Source organism: Streptococcus oralis, from assembly GCF_026782285.1.
Lineage (GTDB): Bacteria > Bacillota > Bacilli > Lactobacillales > Streptococcaceae > Streptococcus > Streptococcus oralis_CG.
On sequence record NZ_JAKUWG010000003.1, the window covers coordinates 333843 to 351521 of the forward strand.

Here is a 17679-nt window from a genome sequence, read left to right on the forward strand (position 1 = left end):
TTCCTCTTCTCCTTCAAACTAGAACTCATTATAAATAAAGGTTCCTTGGCTCTGACCAAGGTAACTAAAAAAATAAAGCAAACCAAGTAAGATTACAAAATATAGGACGGTCTGTCCCAAAAACATATACAATTTTCTGTGTTTTCCCATAGTTAGTGTGTTCAATTTTCTATGATTTTTCAAAAAAGCTATGCAACTATGCATTTACTGTCTTATCTTCCTAACATTTTACCATTTTATCAACCTTTTTTTCAACTGTTTACCATAACTTAAAAATTGGTTTTAGCTTATTTTAAGATAAGTTAAGATATCAATCTTTTTGTTATAAATAAAGACAAAAAAGAGCCTGAGATTTCCATCTCAAACTCTGTTTCCAATAACTTTTTTACCTTAGAAAAGTGAAAATACGAGAACTGCTAGGGACGCTCCGAGGATAGGCCCCACAACAGGAATCCAAGCATAAGACCAGTCCCCATCTCCCTTGTTTGGAATTGGCAAGATGCTGTGCATGATACGAGGGCCAAGATCACGAGCTGGGTTCAAGGCATAACCCGTTGTCCCGCCTAGTGAAAGCCCGATACCGACAATCAACGTTCCCACTGCAAAGGTCCCTAAACCGGCTTGAAGGTCATAGAGTCCCAAGGCAAAGATTGTCAAGAGCAAAACAAAGGTTCCAAGGATTTCGCTAACCAAATTCGATACTGTGTTCTTGATTGCTGGTCCAGTACTAAAAGTCGCTAGGATATTACCTGCATTTTCTTCCGCTTCATAGTGTGGTTTGAATTGCAACCAAACCAAAATCTGAGCCACCATCGCTCCTGCGAATTGGGCTAGGATATAAGGGAAAACAGAACCCCAAGAGAGCGTCCCTTTTAAGGCCATCGCAAACGTCACAGCTGGATTTAGGTGGGCTGGGCTAAGCGTGCCAGATACAAAGGCCGCAACGGCTACAGCAATTCCCCATCCCATAGTAATCACAATCCATCCTGAATTGTTGCTCTTGGTTTTGGGAAGAACCACACCTGCAACAACACCATTTCCTAGGAGGATGAGGATTAAGGTCCCCAAAAATTCTCCAAATAATTCTTTCATCATATCTTTGTCTCCATTTAAAAGAAGGAGAGAGAAGGCAAGGAAGGCTTGTCTCCCTCTCTTCTAGTTTTTCTTAATTTTTCAATGCCGCTAGATCGTTGTTAGCAAGGGCTGCTTCAACATCCGCACGGTAGGCTACTTTTTCTTCTTCGGTCCAATCATAAAATCGTCCCATTTCATCCAGAACTGGCTCAACGATGCTATCTAAACTATCACGCATAAAGAGCATGTGGTTAGTACGACGAAGGAGGAAGTCAACTGGGCTAAGAGCCAACTCATTGCGCATTGCATAGTGAAGGGACAAGGTATCTGCCAAGCTGAGTCCCGGAGCTTGTTCCAAGCTGTGAGCAAGGGCAAAGACCTTCGGTGCATTTGAACCATAAAGATTTGCGAGATAGTGGGCTTCCTTGCTATCCAAGCCACGTGAAACTCCAAGTTGAGCAAAAGCTTCAATTTCTGAGTCCACATTTGCTGGGTTCAATTCTCCACCTGAAACAGGGTAAGTCTTAGAGTTGATCAGTTTAAAGCTACGGTCAAATTCGGCTTTGAGAATATCGACCACGCGCTCCATAGCTCCTTCAGCCATCTTACGGTAGTCTGTAATTTTACCACCAGCAAGGGTCAAAAGACCATTGTCATCACGATCCAAGCTAGAACCCCGAGAAACTGCAGATGGGTCCAAATGTTTCTCAGATGTGCTGCTTTCAAGCTTGCTGACAGCAGATTCAACATCTTCACGCGTCTTTTCTTTCGAGAGATAAGCTTCGACAGTCGCAATCAAGTTATTGAAGCTTTCATCGCTGATGGTTCCGTTGTTTCCACCATTGTAGTCAGAAGCGCTATTGCCTGCAATCAATGGACGAAGACCTGCCCAGCTGCTTTCGATATCATCGATAGTAATGTTAGCTTCTGGGAAGCGGTTGTTGACAATGCCAAGTAGGTAATCTACATCTTCCTGCGTCACCTTTGGATGTTCCAAATCGCCTGTGTAGTCTGTATCCGTTGTACCAAAGTAAGTCTTGTTTTCACGTGGGAGAACAAAGACCATACGGCCGTCACCCAAACCTGTGTCAAAGTAAACTGGCTGTGAAACCTTGATCTTGCTTGAGTCCACTACTAGGTGAACTCCCTTAGTTGGTCGCATTTGTGAGAATTGGGTTCCCTTATTGGACAAATTGCGTACCTTGTCGCTCCAAGGACCTGTTGTGTTGATTACCAGACGCGCCTTGATTTCAAAGACTTGGTCTGTCAACAAATCACGAGCTACGACACCTGTAATCTTGCCACTTTCGTCAAAGAGGAATCCTTCTGCCTTCACGTGGTTGGCAATGAGGGCACCGTCTTGGTTTGCACGTTTGATATTTTCAATCACGAGACGCGCATCATTGTTACGGAAGTCAAGGTAAACCCCACCTCCTACCAAGCCTTCTTTCTTCAAGTTTGGCTGGCGTTCCAAGACTTCTTCCTTACTCAAGACCTTGTTAGCAGCTGGCGTGTTGCTAACACCTGCCAATAGGTCGTACAAGTCCATGGCTACTTTGAGACGGAAGAGGCTAAAGGTCGCTCCATCTTCATCGTAAACTGGCAAGAGCATTGGATCTGGTTTTGGAATATGTGGAGCGATTTGTTGAACCACTGCACGTTCAGAAACTGTATCTGAGACCACCTCTACGTCGAATTGCTTAAGGTAACGAAGGCCACCATGGACCAGTTTGGTAGAACGGCTAGATGTTCCTTCTGCGAAGTCCTGCATTTCAATCAATCCCGTGTCAAGACCACTAGCTGCTGCCTGCAAAGCTACACCAGCTCCTGTAATCCCCCCACCAATAATCAAGAGATCCAAGGTGCGTTCCTGCATTTTTTTAATTGACAATTCACGTGTTTTCTTTGAAAATTCCATATTTACACACTTTCTAATTAAGTCGCTTTATTCTTCCAGTATTAGTCGTCGATTTCCGCAAAGACTTGCGTTGCTTTCACAGCCTTCTTCCAGCCCTTGTAGAGTTGTTCCTTGCGCGATTCGTTCATGGATGGCTCAAAGAGTTCTCCTGTCTCGTTCAAGAGTTTCAACTCGTCCAAATCCTTCCAGTAACCCACTGCCAAACCAGCTAGGAAAGCCGCACCTAAGGCAGTTGTTTCTAAGTTTTTAGCGCGGGCAATATCGATTCCCAAAATGTCAGCCTGAAACTGCATGAGGAAGTTGTTCATGGCTGCACCACCATCCACCTTCAAGACCTGGATAGCTGTCTGAGCATCCACTTGCATGGTGTCAATGATGTCACGTACTTGATAAGCGATAGATTGCAAAGTTGCCTTGATAAAGTCTTCTTTGCTTGTCCCACGAGTCAAGCCAAAGACAGAGCCTCGAGCGTTTTGGTTCCAGTATGGAGCCCCTAGACCTGTAAAGGCAGGTACGACATAGACTTCGTCATTGTTGTGAGAATTGAGAGCATATTTTTCAGACTCTGGTGAATTTTCAACCATGCGAAGTCCATCACGAAGCCACTGAATGGCACTTCCTGCGATGAAGATAGAACCTTCCAAGGCATAGTACACCTTGCCGTTGATTCCGTAACCAATCGTTGTCAAAAGGTTGTTTTCAGACAACTGCATCTCTTCACCAGTATTCATGATGATGAAAGAACCTGTTCCATAAGTATTCTTAACCATACCAGGTTCAAAGGCCAACTGTCCAAAGAGGGCTGCCTGTTGGTCACCAGCCATACCTGAGATTGGCACTTCTCCACCGTAGAAATGGAATGGAGCTGTCTTACCGTAGATTTCAGAGTTAGAACGAACTTCTGGAAGCATAGCCTTCGGAATATTAAGGATTTCTAAAATCTCATCATCCCATTTAAGTTCTTTAATGTTATAAAGCATGGTACGAGCCGCATTTGAGTAGTCCGTCACGTGAGCCGCACCGTCAGTCAATTTCCAAACCAACCAAGTATCAATGGTACCAAAGAGCAATTCTCCTTTTTCAGCTCGCTCTTGAGCTCCTTCTACATGGTCCAAAATCCAACGAACCTTAGTCGCAGAGAAGTAAGCATCGATGATCAAACCAGTCTTTTCATGGAATTTTTCCACATAACCTTGGCTTTTTAGTTGTTCAGCCAGAGGAGCTGTCTGGCGTGATTGCCAAACGATAGCATTGTAGATAGGGAGACCTGTTTTCTTATCCCAGACGACAGTTGTTTCACGCTGGTTGGTAATCCCGATTGCTTCGATTTGACTTGGTTTCACACCACTTTCGATGAAAGCACCCGCGATAACTGACTGAACAGAGTTCCAAATTTCATTGGCATTGTGCTCAACCCAACCTGCTTGAGGGAAAATCTGAGTGAATTCTTTTTGACTAGAGCTGACCTTTTCTCCTTTTTTGTTAAAAATGATGGCACGAGAACTGGTCGTTCCTTGGTCAATGGCCATGATGTATTTTTCTTGTGACATGTGCTGTCCTCCTGATAAAATCTTGAGGGGGTTCCTCTTTACAGTAACTAGTATACAAAATAAAGCGCTTTCTTGTTCATCAATTTTTTTAAAATTTTAAAAAAATGTGAGGAGATTGTGCGAATTTCACAAAAAAGACCTGAAAATTCAGGCCTTTTAGGCAAAGAGCATCTGACGAATCTTCGCCAAATCCTCCATATCCAAATCATTTTTTAAATAATAAACCGGAGTCTGTTCTTTCTTATGAATCGGGTTGTTGGTAACCAACAAATCATAATGTCGACTGGAGTCATAGGCTTCAATGGCAATAAAACGATTGTATTCCAAATACCGTTTCAAAAGGGCAGCCATCCTAGAAAAGACAAGAAAACCAGATGTCAAATCCAGACCAATCCGCATATGCTGGCCACCATTTTCAGCCATATATTCGATCAACTGGAGCCATTCCCAAAGAATTTTCTTATACAGGTCGGTCCCCTGATGAAAGGCTGGCAAGATATGAAAAACTCTCTCTGCAGTCCCTTTAAAATCATGTTCCATCAGCAAATAGGGATGGCGATTCTCCGTCTGGTATCTGTACTGATCTTGCAAGATATAGCCCTTGTAGAGATAAACTTGACCACAAAGCTGACTAAGTTCATAGGTGACATGGTCCTCTGTGTAGTCCCCCAGTAGCTCCTCCTTCTTCATTTCTTGAATCAATTGCGTCAGCAAATCGGCTAACTGCCCTCCAAAACCAAGGATATACTCCATAGTATGAAGGGGCAAGATACGATGGGAAAGGAGAAATGAAAAGAATACCATCATCTCACCATCCTCAGTTCCTAGAGGGATGTGTTGCCCAGCAAAAAAGGACGGAGCCTTTCTCAGCAAACGAAGGTAGAAAATATTGTCAAAATACCCTCGCATTTTTTCTTCTATGACTTGAAACTGACAGGCATTGACCCGAAGGCGCTGTTGACTGATATGAGCCCAGAGAACCAAGTCCAGCTTTTGCCCCGAAGACAAGCTGGCACCACAGATTTCTTCTAAGCTGGCAATCTCTTGTTTTCTCTCAGCTTTCTGCATGTGACCTTCCCACTCCTGACTGGACCAAATTTTGCGAAAAAGGCAGAAATAGAAATAGCGAATCTGATGCTCCGGACCTCGCCAACGGCCATTTTGGATGGATAAGTCAAACTCTGACAAAATCTGATTTAGACTAGCTAAGTGGCGACCAAGCGTGGCCTCGCTAATCATCAATTCTTGAGCCAACTGATGAGCTAGAAACTGTTGGTGATAGAGAAGGTAAACCAAAATTTGGTACTTAATGGCATTGTCTAGAAACAAGCTCCGAATCTCTCTCCCCTTTGTGGCAGCACCAATCGACAAACGCAGATTTTCATCTTCCAAGTGAATGGTCAGCTCTAAACCTCTTTCCAAGGCATTTTCGTTAATCAGAGAAATGTACTTGGTTAAGGTCGCCTTTGAAAAACCTGTTTCTTCCATGGCTTTCTTGACTGTTGTCTGCGAATCTTGTAATAGAAAGGAAAGGACTAAAAATTGACCAGATTCTGCTTTTTCCATCAAATCGCCTAAATACATTTGTTACCCCTTTCATTTTCTCCTTCAAGCATAGCATAAATCTTTCAAATGCTGAAATAATCTGTTTCTCATTTTATTTTAAGGTTGAATTCCTCGTCATTATTCCACAGAAACAGCAAACACACGGCTCCCCCTTTGAGCATTTTTATGCTAAAATAGTAGCTATGGATAAAATTATTAAAACAATATCAGAAAGCGGAGCCTTTCGTGCTTTTGTCCTTGATAGCACTGAAACCGTCCGCACTGCTCAAGAAAAACATCAAACCCAAGCCAGTTCAACTGTTGCACTTGGCCGTACCCTTATCGCTAGCCAAATTCTCGCAGCCAATGAAAAAGGAAATACCAAGCTAACAGTTAAAGTTCTTGGAACGAGCTCTCTCGGTGCCATCATCACTGTCGCAGATACCAAGGGAAATGTCAAAGGCTACGTTCAAAACCCCGGTGTAGATATCAAAAAAACTGCAACGGGTGAAGTCCTAGTCGGACCTTTTGTTGGAAACGGTCAATTTCTCGTTATCACAGACTACGGTACTGGAAATCCTTACAACTCCATGACTCCTCTCATCTCTGGGGAGATCGGTGAAGACTTGGCCTATTACCTGACAGAAAGCCAACAAACTCCTTCAGCAGTCGGCCTCAATGTCCTTTTAGACAAAGACGACAAGGTCGAAGTTGCCGGTGGTTTTCTTCTCCAAGTTTTGCCAGGAGCCAAGGAAGAAGAGATTGCTCGCTTTGAGAAACGCATCCAAGAAATGCCAGCTATCTCAACACTTCTGGAAAGCGAAGACCATATCGAATCTCTCCTCAAGGCTATCTACGGTGACGAATCCTACAAACGCCTATCTGAAGAAGAAATTCGTTTCCAATGCGACTGCAGCAAAGACCGTTTTATGAACGCTCTTGCCAGCCTTCCAAGCTCAGACCTTGAGGAAATGAAAGAGGAAGACCACGGGGCAGAAATCACTTGTCAATTCTGCCAAACAACTTATAACTTTGATGAAAACGACCTGGAGGAACTCATTCGTGACAAATCTTAATACACCTTTTATGATTGGCAATGTTGAGATTCCCAATCGTACTGTTTTAGCGCCCATGGCTGGCGTGACCAACTCAGCCTTTCGTACCATCGCAAAAGAGCTCGGAGCTGGACTCGTTGTCATGGAAATGGTCTCTGACAAGGGAATCCAATACAACAATGAAAAAACCTTGCATATGCTTCACATCGATGAAGGCGAAAATCCCGTTTCTATCCAACTCTTTGGTAGCGATGAAGACAGCCTAGCACGCGCAGCAGAATTCATCCAAGAAAACACCAAGACCGATATCGTCGATATCAACATGGGCTGCCCAGTTAACAAAATCGTGAAGAACGAAGCTGGCGCTATGTGGCTCAAGGACCCAGACAAGATCTACTCTATTATCAACAAGGTCCAATCTGTCCTTGATATCCCCCTAACTGTCAAAATGCGCACAGGCTGGTCTGACCCTTCCCTAGCCGTGGAGAATGCTCTCGCCGCTGAGGCTGCTGGTGTCTCTGCCCTTGCTATGCACGGCCGTACCCGCGAACAAATGTACACAGGCCAGGCTGACCTCGAGACCCTTCACAAGGTCGCTCAAGCTTTGACCAAGATTCCATTTATCGCAAATGGTGATATCCGTACGGTACAAGAAGCTAAACAGCGTATCGAAGAAGTCGGGGCTGACGCTGTCATGATTGGTCGCGCAGCCATGGGAAATCCCTACCTCTTCAATCAAATCAATCACTACTTTGAAACAGGAGAAATTCTCCCTGATTTGACGTTTGAAGACAAGATGAAAATCGCCTACGAACATTTGAAACGCTTGATTAACCTCAAAGGGGAAAACGTAGCCGTTCGTGAATTCCGTGGTCTCGCTCCTCACTATCTTCGGGGAACATCTGGTGCAGCCAAACTTCGTGGAGCCATTTCCCAAGCCAGCACTCTAGCAGAGATTGAAGAACTCTTGCAATTAGACAAAGCATAATACACAAAAAACCGTAACTCGCTTGGAGTTTACGGTTTTTTAAATCCTAGGAAAACCTAGATACTATTATTGAATCAAGGCAACGCTTGAAACTTTACCATCCGCACCTGTTGTAATTTGGATGATTTTTCCTCCACCGATTTTGGCATTATACTTACCATCATCAAGAGTGTAAGAGTAACCTCTAATAGAGTAGTTTTCTTTCTTTCCATCTGCAGTTTCTACTGTAAATTGGCCCCCTGATGAAACCATAATAGTTTCGCCATTCGCTCCCTTCCAGTTGCCTGCAGCTGCTGAGAAATCACCATCGACCATGGTTAAAACACCCTTGTAGCGTTTGTTGTGTTCTGCTTGCTTGTCTTGAAGTTTGCGGTCAGTTGTTGGATCATAGCTTGACTGGTTAGACTGGGCTTGAGAGCCTTGCTGAGTTGATGAAGCCTGAGAAGGGGCTTGCTGACTAGGAGCCGCTTGTTCTTGTCTTGATTCAGGTGCTGGTTTCGCTTGTGACTGATCTGCCGTTGTAGAAGATTGACCAGAAGATTCCTGAGCTTTTTCAGATGAAGCTGAGCTTGAAGATTTTTGAGTCTTACTTTCTTTGCTAGAAGAAGCTGCTTTGGAACTTGATGATTGACTTGTCTTTGCAGAGCTGCTGGTTTGAGTGGTTTCATTTTTATTTCCACAAGCTCCCAGTAGCAAGGCAGAAGCCAATACAGTCACTGCCATCAATTTGATATAGGTTTTCTTTTTCATTTTTTACTCCTTTGTAATGTTTTTGAAATATCAAGAAATCTTTTTGTAATATAATTGTAACATTAGGTTTTGAATCTGTCAACTATTTAGAGAACCTATTTTAAAAATTGTTCCCTCCACTATTTCAATTCGTAATCGAAACGAAAAAATAGAAAATTTTTTAGATTAGAGTCATTTTTTTGTACCGCTCTTATGTAATTCTAAGAAAGATAGCCATTTATAAAAATGATGATAAATAAAGAGGTCGGGAACTCTTCCAGACCTCACTTTTTATTTCAATCGATAGGTTTTTCTTGGTTTCTTTTTGGGTACCCGTTTGAGTCCGACTTCTTCTACATATTCGCCGTATTTTACGAGAAAGTTATTGCTGACGATTGGGCGTCCTGGGTTGATGAGATTGACCAGTTCAGTTCCCTCGTAGACAGTGAACTCTTCCTCTAGCAGATAGAGGAAGGTTGGATTCCAGTCGAGACGGCCTTGGATTCGTTTGATGGATTCTTGGATAATGGCATAATGATCAAAGGCGAAGGCTCTCTCGTCCAGCTCCACTCCCTCTAGGAAACATTTCCCTGTCTGGAAATCGACATCTACAAAAACCACATCCTTGGCATCGTCACCTGCCTGAACCAGTTCTAATGCACGACTAGGTAGGTACACTAAGTGGGCAATGGTCACCGTCCAGCCCCGCGGATCACGCCCGGGGGTCGATACGGTCATCAATTGCTCGATTTTTTCCAAAGGAAGATCGAGATTGACTTCTTCACTTACTTCGCGCTGGCAGGCATGTGCAGCATCTTCTCCCTTGTCCATAAAGCCTCCAACTAAGGCCAAACAGTTTTGATAAGGGTGAGCCTTGCGACGGATTAGCAAGAGCTTGATTTTTCCTTCGACAAAGCAGTAGGCTACCATATCCACTGTCACACTTGGTTTTTCGTATTGAGGGAGTTCCTGCTTGTAGTACCAGTCTAAAAACTCCTCCTGACTGGCATGGATTTCATAATATTCTTTTTCCGTCATCCCGGCTGGAATCATCGTATCTGCCATCTTATGCCTCCTTTCGAACTGCCTTAGTCCATTGGTACCAACCCACTAGACTATTGAGTGTGTAAACCCAGTACATCCCTTGAATGTGGATATTCTCGCCCCACCAGAGATAAATACTAAAGAGATTGGTTGCAATCCAGAAAATCCATTGCTCACGGTAGAGACGTGTCATCAAGAGCTGTCCAACACCATTGGTCGCATCAGTAACACTATCACGGAAAGGGCGAGCGCTATTGATACTTTGATAAGCCAAGCCCATACCAATCCAGATAATGGCAGTCAAGACCAAGTACTTGAGCCAATCAAGAACAGATAATTTCTTAGCTTCAAAGTGGGATTCTTCTGGTTTTTCCTGTTCATTGATACGATTGGACAACCAAGCATAGAGACCAATCGGCTGCATGACAAAGAAGTAAACAGTCGTTAAAACTTCACCATAAAAAGTCGCATTCATGGCCAAAATCAAATAGATAGCCGAGTTAATGGCCCCAAAGAGATAATTACTCGCACGCCCTTCTGCTACCAAGATAACACAGACAATCCCAGTCCAGGATGCAAACAAGCTCAACCAGTCATGGCTTTGCGTATTTTGCGTGAATTCCAAGATCAAGGGAACACTTGACAGGGCAATGAGATACAACCACTGGAAAAGGCTACGGCCGACAAAGAGATCTTTCCATAGCAAGCGCATGATTCCTGCAAAACCAATCTTGCGAGCTTCGGCATGGACATTTTTAAAGTTTTTGATAAATTGTGTGATTTTTTTAGTTACTGTTTTCATAATTTTCTCCTAATCTGCTTGGTAAATGGCATCAATAGCCACTTTTGCTGCTTCATAATTCCCTAGATAATCCTCTGCTAGATAAACTAGTGGAATATTTGTTAAATATATATCTCTCATCTGGTCCAAATGCTGGGAAAAACTGTAGCGAATGTGGTCTTCTGCCATGGTCATATCTCTAAATCCGTCATTGACATAGGAGCCAACAGGTTGCACAAAGAGAATCAAGTCCCATTTTTCCTTGGCCAAGATAGAGGCAAAGAGATTGTCGAAGGTTTCTCCTGATAAGTCCCCTTGGTCCTCTGTTTCCATGTAATAGTCATAGTAACCCTTGGTTACCAAAGAGTTGGTATCGGCTATCACTAGGCCTCGATTGGCATTGCTATCGATTAGCTTTGAGGTCTGGTCATACTGTCCCAACAGGAGATAATAGTAATCCTTTGGAGTCAATTCATCGTCGCGGACATTGTTTTTGATCTGGTACTCACGCGCGTATTCCAGACTGACGGGCGCATCGTAATACCTTGCCAAATCCTTGGCCAGAGTGGTCTTCCCATTGCTAGCACTTCCCATAATCAAGACTTTCTTTGTAAACTGACGACGGAAGGGTTGAGCGATGTATTTCCAATATTTGCTTGGATTTTCTCTAATCATAGTCGCTGAGATACCAAACTTTCTTTCTTGCAAGACGGTGCCAAATCCACGTTTAGCTAGTTCTTGCTGGTAGTCTGCTTCTCCTACAAAAAAAGTCAGTTCTTGCTGGTTTTCATCATAGGAAATCTCCGCTAACATCTGGTCCAACCACTCCTGCCAGCCCATAGGGTAACGAGGAAGCTTGGTCTCATCCAGCTTGCAGACAGAGGTCAACTCGTCATCACGAAAAGCCTCTCGGATATAGCGAAATCGTTTTTGAAGACTTAAACCTACCTGCTCCCCTCGGTCTCCCTCATAGCCTGAAACGACTATCCAGACCTGATCACACTGGCGCTTTGCTCTCTGGATCAGATCGATATGCCCTTGATGAAGCGGAGCAAAGGTTCCAAACACCACTGCTGTTTTCTTTTTCATAAATGTTTTACCTTTTTATAATTTTTGATATTTTTATTTTCTATGTTTTTATTATATACTATATTTTTATTTTGTCAATAGTTTTTTATCATTTTTTATAAAAAAGTAGAAAAAAAGAATCAGGACTGCTCCTGACTCTCCATTTTTAAGTAATATCAAATTTTAATTGACCTGCTTTGACACCAATCTTAAGTGTGCTGCCTGCCACTAATTCTCCCTTGAGGAGAAGTTCTGCCAACTTGTCCTCCACTTCTGTTTGCAGGGTTCTGCGAAGTGGACGAGCTCCCATTTCTGGATCATAACCTTGGCTTGCTAGTAACTTCAACGCTGAAGCTTGCAGTTTCAAGTCGATACCCTTCTCTGCAAGGCTAGCAATCAATGGTTTCACCATGATCTTGACAATTTCTTGCATGTGTTTGCTATCTAAGCTGTGGAAGACCACCTTTTCATCAATACGGTTAATAAACTCTGGTCGATAAGTTTTTTTCAACTCTTCAAAGATGCGTTTTTCCATATTTTCCTGGTCAAAACGAATGTCCTTGGCTCCAAAACCGACAGTCTTATCATCACGAAGAGCTGTCGCACCAAGGTTTGACGTCATGATGATAATGGTATTTGAAAAGTCCACCTTGCGTCCCTTGCTATCTGTCAAAACACCGTCATCCAGAACCTGCAAGAGAACATTAAAAATATCTGGGTGGGCCTTCTCTACCTCATCAAAGAGGAGAACGGAGTATGGTTTGTTGCGAACCTTCTCGGTCAACTCCCCACCTTCTTCGTAGCCTACATAGCCAGGAGGGGCTCCATTGAGACGGCTGGCAGCAAATTTCTCCATATACTCACTCATATCAAAGCGGATAAGGGCTGATTCGTCATCAAAGAGGACTTCTGCCAGAGCCTTAGCCAGTTCGGTCTTACCGACACCCGTTGGTCCTAGGAACATAAAGGAACCAATCGGACGCTTATGACTACGAATTCCTGACTGGTTGCGGCGAATCGCACGGCTAATACTTGAAACAGCTTGATCTTGGCCGATGACACGTTTGTGCAACTCCGCTTCCAGGTTCAGGTATTTCTTAGCATCTGTTTGTGTCAGTTTTTGGACTGGGATACCTGACAAGCGACTCAAGGTAGTCAAGATATTAGATTCTGTCACTAAGTCTTTATAGACAGGCACTTCTTGTTCTTTTGCGATTAGCTGGGCCGCTTGTTTCCACTTGCCATCCATCAAGGCCTTGTCAGCTGGACTCAAGCCGGATTCGTCTGCTTTCACATGCTTGGATTTGTTTTGCACTGTTGCTGCCGCTTCATCCAATAGGTCGATGGCAGAGTCTGGCAAGTGACGACTGGTCAAGTAACGATGTGCCATCTTGACAGCTGTTTCAACGGCTTCATCTGTGATTTGCACACGGTGGTGTTTCTCATAGGTAGCCTTCAAACCTTGCAAAATAGTCATACTGTCAGCTAAACTTGGCTCTTCAATCGTCACTTTGGCAAAACGACGAGAAAGAGCCGCGTCTTTTTCGATGTGTTTTTGGTATTCTTCCTGAGTGGTTGCACCAACCGTTCTCAAAGTTCCACGAGCCAAGGCTGGTTTCAAGATATTGGCCGCATCCAGAGTCGAGTCAATACCGCTACCAGAACCCATGATGGTGTGAAGTTCATCGATAAAGAGAATCACTTTGCCATCTTCCTCGATGTCCTTGATGATATTGTTCATGCGCTCTTCAAAGTCACCACGGAAGCGTGTCCCCGCAACAACATTCATCAAATCAAGCTCTAACACACGCATCTTGGCCATTTCCGCAGGTACATTCCCACTAGCAATACGCTGAGCAAGTCCAAGTGCTAAAGCTGTTTTCCCGACACCCGCATCTCCAACCAAGACAGGATTATTCTTGGTTTTACGGCTCAAGATTTGAATCATACGTGAGATTTCCTTGTCTCGACCGATAACTGGCTCTAACTTTCCAGAACGCGCTTGCTCCGTCAGGTCATGCGTGTAGTCCTCGAGACCACCACTTTGAGCTTGAGGCATGCCCATCATATTGGCCATAGAATTTTGCTTATCAGAAACCGTGCGATGGCGTTGACGCAAAGCCTTAAGATCTTCTCTAGTCCAGCCAGCACGCTCTTCTAGATTGCGACGAAGAGCGGCAATTCTGACCTGATCTTTCTGGTCTTCATAAGAAAAGCCTGCTCTCTCCAAGATGCGAGTTGCCAAGGCATTGCCATCATGCAAGATTGCATAGAGAACATGCTCTGTCCCTAGCACCTTTGCGTGGACCACTGAGGCCACATACTCTGCTTCTGCAAAGAGGATCTCCAAACGATGGGAAAAAGGCAATTCCGTAAAGGTTTCGTCTTGGCTATAGTCCGTTTCAGTCAGTTCCAACGCAACCTCTTCTAAACGATCCATTTCATAAGGATAATCATTTAGAGTCGCACCTGCCACACTGTAACTGTGATTGGACATGGCAATCAATAAATGCCAAGACTCTAGGTAGCGAGCTCCAAAATGGCTCGCAACCATGTAGGCACTTTCGATACATTCATTCAATGCTTTTGAATAGTTCATCTTACTTCTCTTTTCTATCTACCTCTTGTAATAACTGTCGGAGCATATTGGCACGGACAGCTGAGGATTCTTCCCCCAGAACACGATCCGTTGCTACTGAAGTCAGCAAGGTCATCTCCTGCTTGGTCATCAAGCCCTGCTCCACCAAAAGCTGGAGAATATCCTCATAGATCTCCTGACTAACTCGCTCACCAATCGAGTAAAGCAAATCGCGGAGCATCTCATGATGATTGGAAAATTCAATCCGCCCTATGCGAATGTAGCCTCCACCACCTCGTTTACTCTCAACTAAGTAACCTCTACTTTCCGTAAAGCGTGTCTTGATGACATAGTTGATCTGACTCGGTACAACCTGGAAGGTATCTGCCAACTGGCTCCGCTGCAATTCCACGATACCAGACTGGTCTAAAATCGCCTTGATATAGGCTTCGATATGATCTGATGTATTTTTAAATCTCATAGTAAATCAAACTCCTTCTTTGAACCTTGACTATCTTTGACTATACTATCATTTAACACTCTATAAGTCAAATTTTTAAGGCTCAACCATTGGAAATACTGACTTTTTTAAAAAACACTTTGGCATTAATTCGCCTTAGTTTTTCTTGAAAGTTCCTAAAAAAGTCCACAAAAAAGAGCCCTAAAAAGGGCGTAATATTGACGAGTTCAGCAGACAAGGAACTATAATTCGTTAAGCTGTTCCTGTTTTAATTCTGCTATAGCGTCTTTTAGTTCTTTTTCCCAACTGCTACAAGTTAACTTACTGATACTTAGTTCTTTAGCTATATAGTCAAATGATTTCCCAGACGCTCTTAGTTTAATAAATTCTGTTTTAGTTTCTTGACTTTTCATTCGTCGCCTTTGTTTTTTTCGTTATACTTGCCTAACATTTCAAAACCTTTATCAAAAGCGAAAAAACCTAAACCTAAAGAAAACGGCGCTCCGACTATTTCTATAACTTTTGCCCACCTTGTCCCAAAATCTTCTGAAAAATAAGCAAGTGCCCCAACGGCTACAACTGCTAAAATTAAAAAATACGCTCCCAAATCTGCATTTTCTGCTACTTTGGCTTTTTCTGTTCTACTTTTTTTACTCATAATAATCGCCTTTCATTTTTAGTCTTTCTACTTCCGCTAGCACGGTCAAACGTGCTTTTTTCTATATCTCCATTTCCCTAGTAAAGGAAACCTATTCCACCAACAATTCTAATTTTCTCTTAACTTTTAAAATTGTCTCCCAACTCATTCTGTTTTTCTTTTAGTATTTTCTGTTCCTATTTAATTTCTTTTCGATATTTATCTACAGATTTTTCAAAAATTAAATAACCTATAAATAATAATGTCGGAGTTAAAACTGTTCCCACTACGTTTTCAAATCTTTTTTCATCTAATCCTAATAACTTTGCAATATCAGGACTAAAGTAAATTATAAATCCTGATACTATAGCAATTGCAATAAATGCAAAGGAGACAACTGATGTTCCATTTTCTCTCCGTAATTTCTTCAGTCTGCTTAACATGTCGTACACTATTTCTATTGCTTTACAAAAAGGGCGCTGGTAAAGGATAATCTTCACCAACTCCCTATTTTTCTACTTATCTAAGCCCAATTCTGCTAATATTTGTCGTTTGTAGGCAATTTTTTGGACTTCCTTGTCCTCACCTTCAGACCAATCTAGTTTAATTTCTGAAACAATCTGCCCAGGACGATTTTTCAAGATATAGATGCGGTCGCTGAGATTGAGGGCCTCTTCGATACTATGCGTGATGATGAGGGTCGTCAGCTGTAGCTGTTTGTGAATCTCAAGGTACCAAGCGTGGAGTTCCATCTTGGTCATCTCATCCAAGGCGCTAAAGGCCTCATCCAAGAGAAAGAGCTTGTGCCCGAAAAGGTAGGTGCGAAGCAAGGCCACACGCTGGCGCATTCCACCACTGAGTTCATGAGGATACTTATCCCGTATAGCTGTCAGCTGGAAGGTCGCAAGGATTTCGTCCGCTCGGGCAATAGCTTCCGCCTTATCCACCTTTTGAATCAAGAGGGGCAGGATGATATTGCCAAGCACCGTTTTGTGCTCCAAGAGGAGATCCTTTTGCAGCATATAACTCACGCGCCCCTTAGGATTTTCCTCGCCATCAAGGACAATTCGCCCAGACTGGACTTCTAAAATCCCAGCGATTAGGTTAAAGAGGGTGGTCTTTCCAACACCACTAGGTCCCAGGATAGAAACTACTTCACCCGAAGTCACCTGCAGGTTGATGTCCTCTAAAATCTTTTCATCGCCATAGGCATAGCTTACGTGTTCTAGTCTAATTTCTGTCATTATTTTACAAATTCGTTAGTGAAGCCCTTGTCAGTCAAGTCTTCTTTGAGGATGCCATTTTCTTTATCCCATTTGTAGAAGGCATTCCAGCGGTCAGCGTCAAATTGTCCCCATTTTTCCTTGTCACTTGCATATTCTTTTGACAAGTATTTTTGAGATTCGATGACAAAGTCACGTTTTTCCTTGAGTTCAGGTGCGTTCTTAATGAGGATATCTGCAGCTTCTTCTGGGTGTTCCATGGCATATTGGTAACCTTTTTTGATAGCTTGGATAACTTTACGAGCTTCTTCTTTGTTGTCTTTGAGATAGTCGTTGTTAGCGATGATAACTGGTGAGTAGTAGTCAAACTCCTTGACATAGTCTTTCAAATACATGAAGTTAGCATCCACTCCTTGAGATTTAGCAAGGATACCATCCCAACCGTAGTAGATCCAAGCAGTGTCAAAGACGCTATTGGCAATCGGTGTGATTGAGTTCGAGTCGTTGTTTGGTACTTTTTCGACCTTCTCAAAGTCTCCACCTTGTGATTCTACCAAGGTTTTCAACATAGCAAGCTCAGTTGGGTCATTCCAAGTACCGTATTTCTTACCAGCCAAGTCTTTTGGACTGGTGACATTGTCAGATTTACGAGAAATGATTCCTGATGTATTGTGCTCAACGATAGCAGCAACGGCAGTGATTCCTGCTCCTTTTTCCAATTTCTTAGCCATGTAGTCTTGGAAATACACTGCAAATGGTGCCTTGCCATTGATCACCAAGTCAGAAGAACTTTCTTCTGGTGGCAATTTCAAGTCAACATCCACTCCAGCTTCTTTGAAATAACCTTTTTCCTTGGCAACATAAAGCCCTGTGTGGTTGGTATTTGGCGTCCAGTCTAGGATAAAGTCAATCTTCTTGAGTTCTGCTTCTTTGTTGTCCTTAGAAGCAGTCCTTTGACCACAAGCCACCAGCACGACAGCTACAAGAGCTGTCACAAGCGTTAAAAACACTTTCCATATTTTTTTCATT

Annotated in this window: 18 protein-coding genes; 2 read left to right on the forward strand and 16 right to left on the reverse strand. The window is 43.1% G+C overall.

Going from position 1 to position 17679, the window contains the following annotated elements; all coding sequences use genetic code 11:
* Nucleotides 1-18: 18 nt before the first annotated feature.
* The 5 genes from MK403_RS03925 to MK403_RS03945 all read right to left on the reverse strand — a co-directional run bounded on the left by MK403_RS03925 (nt 19) and on the right by MK403_RS03945 (nt 6126).
* The gene (locus MK403_RS03925) at nt 19-150 is read right to left on the reverse strand and encodes a teichoic acid D-Ala incorporation-associated protein DltX (RefSeq protein WP_025168981.1); all 132 of its coding nucleotides are present in this window, start codon (nt 148-150) and stop codon (nt 19-21) included.
* A 240-nt stretch (nt 151-390) separates the two neighbouring features.
* Nucleotides 391-1095, reverse strand: coding sequence for an MIP/aquaporin family protein (locus tag MK403_RS03930; protein ID WP_000975174.1), 705 nt, complete (start codon nt 1093-1095; stop codon nt 391-393).
* Between the two features lie 70 nt (nt 1096-1165).
* Nucleotides 1166-2992, reverse strand: a complete 1827-nt coding sequence (gene glpO / locus MK403_RS03935; RefSeq protein ID WP_268709010.1) for a type 1 glycerol-3-phosphate oxidase — start codon at nt 2990-2992, stop codon at nt 1166-1168.
* Between the two features lie 41 nt (nt 2993-3033).
* On the reverse strand, nt 3034-4542 hold the full coding sequence (gene glpK, locus MK403_RS03940; RefSeq protein WP_000076796.1) for a glycerol kinase GlpK: 1509 nt from the start codon (nt 4540-4542) through the stop codon (nt 3034-3036).
* Nucleotides 4543-4698: 156 nt separating this feature from the next.
* Nucleotides 4699-6126, reverse strand: a complete 1428-nt coding sequence (locus tag MK403_RS03945; RefSeq protein WP_268709011.1) for a helix-turn-helix domain-containing protein — start codon at nt 6124-6126, stop codon at nt 4699-4701.
* 164 nt (nt 6127-6290) lie between these two features.
* Between MK403_RS03945 and hslO the strand changes: the two genes are divergently transcribed.
* Nucleotides 6291-7163: an Hsp33 family molecular chaperone HslO gene (gene hslO, locus MK403_RS03950; protein ID WP_143990024.1), complete on the forward strand. Its 873-nt coding sequence runs from the start codon at nt 6291-6293 to the stop codon at nt 7161-7163.
* Nucleotides 7150-8130, forward strand: coding sequence for a tRNA dihydrouridine synthase DusB (dusB, locus tag MK403_RS03955; protein WP_038805910.1), 981 nt, complete (start codon nt 7150-7152; stop codon nt 8128-8130). The genes hslO and dusB overlap by 14 nt, the downstream gene beginning before the upstream one ends.
* A 66-nt stretch (nt 8131-8196) precedes the next feature.
* Here the strand turns inward: dusB and MK403_RS03960 are convergent, their stop codons facing one another.
* From MK403_RS03960 to MK403_RS04010, 11 genes are all read right to left on the reverse strand, one after another.
* Nucleotides 8197-8880: a hypothetical protein gene (locus MK403_RS03960; RefSeq protein ID WP_268709012.1), complete on the reverse strand. Its 684-nt coding sequence runs from the start codon at nt 8878-8880 to the stop codon at nt 8197-8199.
* Nucleotides 8881-9150: 270 nt separating this feature from the next.
* The gene (locus tag MK403_RS03965) at nt 9151-9924 is read right to left on the reverse strand and encodes an NUDIX hydrolase (RefSeq protein ID WP_268709013.1); all 774 of its coding nucleotides are present in this window, start codon (nt 9922-9924) and stop codon (nt 9151-9153) included.
* 1 nt (nt 9925) lies between these two features.
* Entirely contained in the window at nt 9926-10705 is a 780-nt protein-coding gene (pnuC, locus tag MK403_RS03970) for a nicotinamide riboside transporter PnuC (protein WP_268709014.1), read from the reverse strand.
* 9 nt (nt 10706-10714) lie between these two features.
* Nucleotides 10715-11773 (reverse strand): AAA family ATPase, encoded by a 1059-nt coding sequence (locus MK403_RS03975; protein WP_268709015.1) that lies wholly within the window; start codon nt 11771-11773, stop codon nt 10715-10717.
* 145 nt (nt 11774-11918) lie between these two features.
* Nucleotides 11919-14351, reverse strand: a complete 2433-nt coding sequence (locus MK403_RS03980; RefSeq protein WP_268709016.1) for an ATP-dependent Clp protease ATP-binding subunit — start codon at nt 14349-14351, stop codon at nt 11919-11921.
* A gap of 1 nt (nt 14352) precedes the next feature.
* A complete protein-coding gene (locus MK403_RS03985) occupies nt 14353-14811 on the reverse strand; it encodes a CtsR family transcriptional regulator (RefSeq protein ID WP_268709017.1) in 459 nt (152 codons plus the stop codon).
* A gap of 221 nt (nt 14812-15032) precedes the next feature.
* The gene (locus MK403_RS03990; protein ID WP_268709018.1) at nt 15033-15203 is read right to left on the reverse strand and encodes a hypothetical protein; all 171 of its coding nucleotides are present in this window, start codon (nt 15201-15203) and stop codon (nt 15033-15035) included.
* Entirely contained in the window at nt 15200-15448 is a 249-nt protein-coding gene (locus tag MK403_RS03995) for a hypothetical protein (RefSeq protein WP_268709019.1), read from the reverse strand. The genes MK403_RS03990 and MK403_RS03995 overlap by 4 nt, the downstream gene beginning before the upstream one ends.
* Nucleotides 15449-15624: 176 nt before the next feature.
* Entirely contained in the window at nt 15625-15870 is a 246-nt protein-coding gene (locus tag MK403_RS04000; RefSeq protein ID WP_004246529.1) for a hypothetical protein, read from the reverse strand.
* A 72-nt stretch (nt 15871-15942) separates the two neighbouring features.
* On the reverse strand, nt 15943-16671 hold the full coding sequence (locus tag MK403_RS04005) for an ABC transporter ATP-binding protein (RefSeq protein WP_268709020.1): 729 nt from the start codon (nt 16669-16671) through the stop codon (nt 15943-15945).
* Nucleotides 16671-17678: an ABC transporter substrate-binding protein gene (locus tag MK403_RS04010; protein WP_268709021.1), complete on the reverse strand. Its 1008-nt coding sequence runs from the start codon at nt 17676-17678 to the stop codon at nt 16671-16673. The genes MK403_RS04005 and MK403_RS04010 overlap by 1 nt, the downstream gene beginning before the upstream one ends.
* Nucleotide 17679 lies beyond the last annotated feature (1 nt).

Bases quoted from the DNA above. Each gene is read 5' to 3' on its own strand.
- MK403_RS03995 (WP_268709019.1), bottom strand. From the start codon at position 15,448: ATGAGTAAAAAAAGTAGAACAGAAAAAGCCAAAGTAGCAGAAAATGCA.
- glpK (WP_000076796.1), bottom strand. From the start codon at position 4,542: ATGTCACAAGAAAAATACATCATGGCCATTGACCAAGGAACGACCAGT.
- MK403_RS04005 (WP_268709020.1), bottom strand. From the start codon at position 16,671: ATGACAGAAATTAGACTAGAACACGTAAGCTATGCCTATGGCGATGAA.
- MK403_RS03930 (WP_000975174.1), bottom strand. From the start codon at position 1,095: ATGATGAAAGAATTATTTGGAGAATTTTTGGGGACCTTAATCCTCATC.
- MK403_RS04010 (WP_268709021.1), bottom strand. From the start codon at position 17,678: ATGAAAAAAATATGGAAAGTGTTTTTAACGCTTGTGACAGCTCTTGTA.
- MK403_RS03990 (WP_268709018.1), bottom strand. From the start codon at position 15,203: ATGAAAAGTCAAGAAACTAAAACAGAATTTATTAAACTAAGAGCGTCT.
- pnuC (WP_268709014.1), bottom strand. From the start codon at position 10,705: ATGAAAACAGTAACTAAAAAAATCACACAATTTATCAAAAACTTTAAA.
- MK403_RS03960 (WP_268709012.1), bottom strand. From the start codon at position 8,880: ATGAAAAAGAAAACCTATATCAAATTGATGGCAGTGACTGTATTGGCT.
- MK403_RS03965 (WP_268709013.1), bottom strand. From the start codon at position 9,924: ATGGCAGATACGATGATTCCAGCCGGGATGACGGAAAAAGAATATTAT.
- MK403_RS03945 (WP_268709011.1), bottom strand. From the start codon at position 6,126: ATGTATTTAGGCGATTTGATGGAAAAAGCAGAATCTGGTCAATTTTTA.
- MK403_RS03980 (WP_268709016.1), bottom strand. From the start codon at position 14,351: ATGAACTATTCAAAAGCATTGAATGAATGTATCGAAAGTGCCTACATG.
- MK403_RS04000 (WP_004246529.1), bottom strand. From the start codon at position 15,870: ATGTTAAGCAGACTGAAGAAATTACGGAGAGAAAATGGAACATCAGTT.
- glpO (WP_268709010.1), bottom strand. From the start codon at position 2,992: ATGGAATTTTCAAAGAAAACACGTGAATTGTCAATTAAAAAAATGCAG.
- MK403_RS03985 (WP_268709017.1), bottom strand. From the start codon at position 14,811: ATGAGATTTAAAAATACATCAGATCATATCGAAGCCTATATCAAGGCG.
- hslO (WP_143990024.1), top strand. From the start codon at position 6,291: ATGGATAAAATTATTAAAACAATATCAGAAAGCGGAGCCTTTCGTGCT.
- MK403_RS03975 (WP_268709015.1), bottom strand. From the start codon at position 11,773: ATGAAAAAGAAAACAGCAGTGGTGTTTGGAACCTTTGCTCCGCTTCAT.
- MK403_RS03925 (WP_025168981.1), bottom strand. From the start codon at position 150: ATGGGAAAACACAGAAAATTGTATATGTTTTTGGGACAGACCGTCCTA.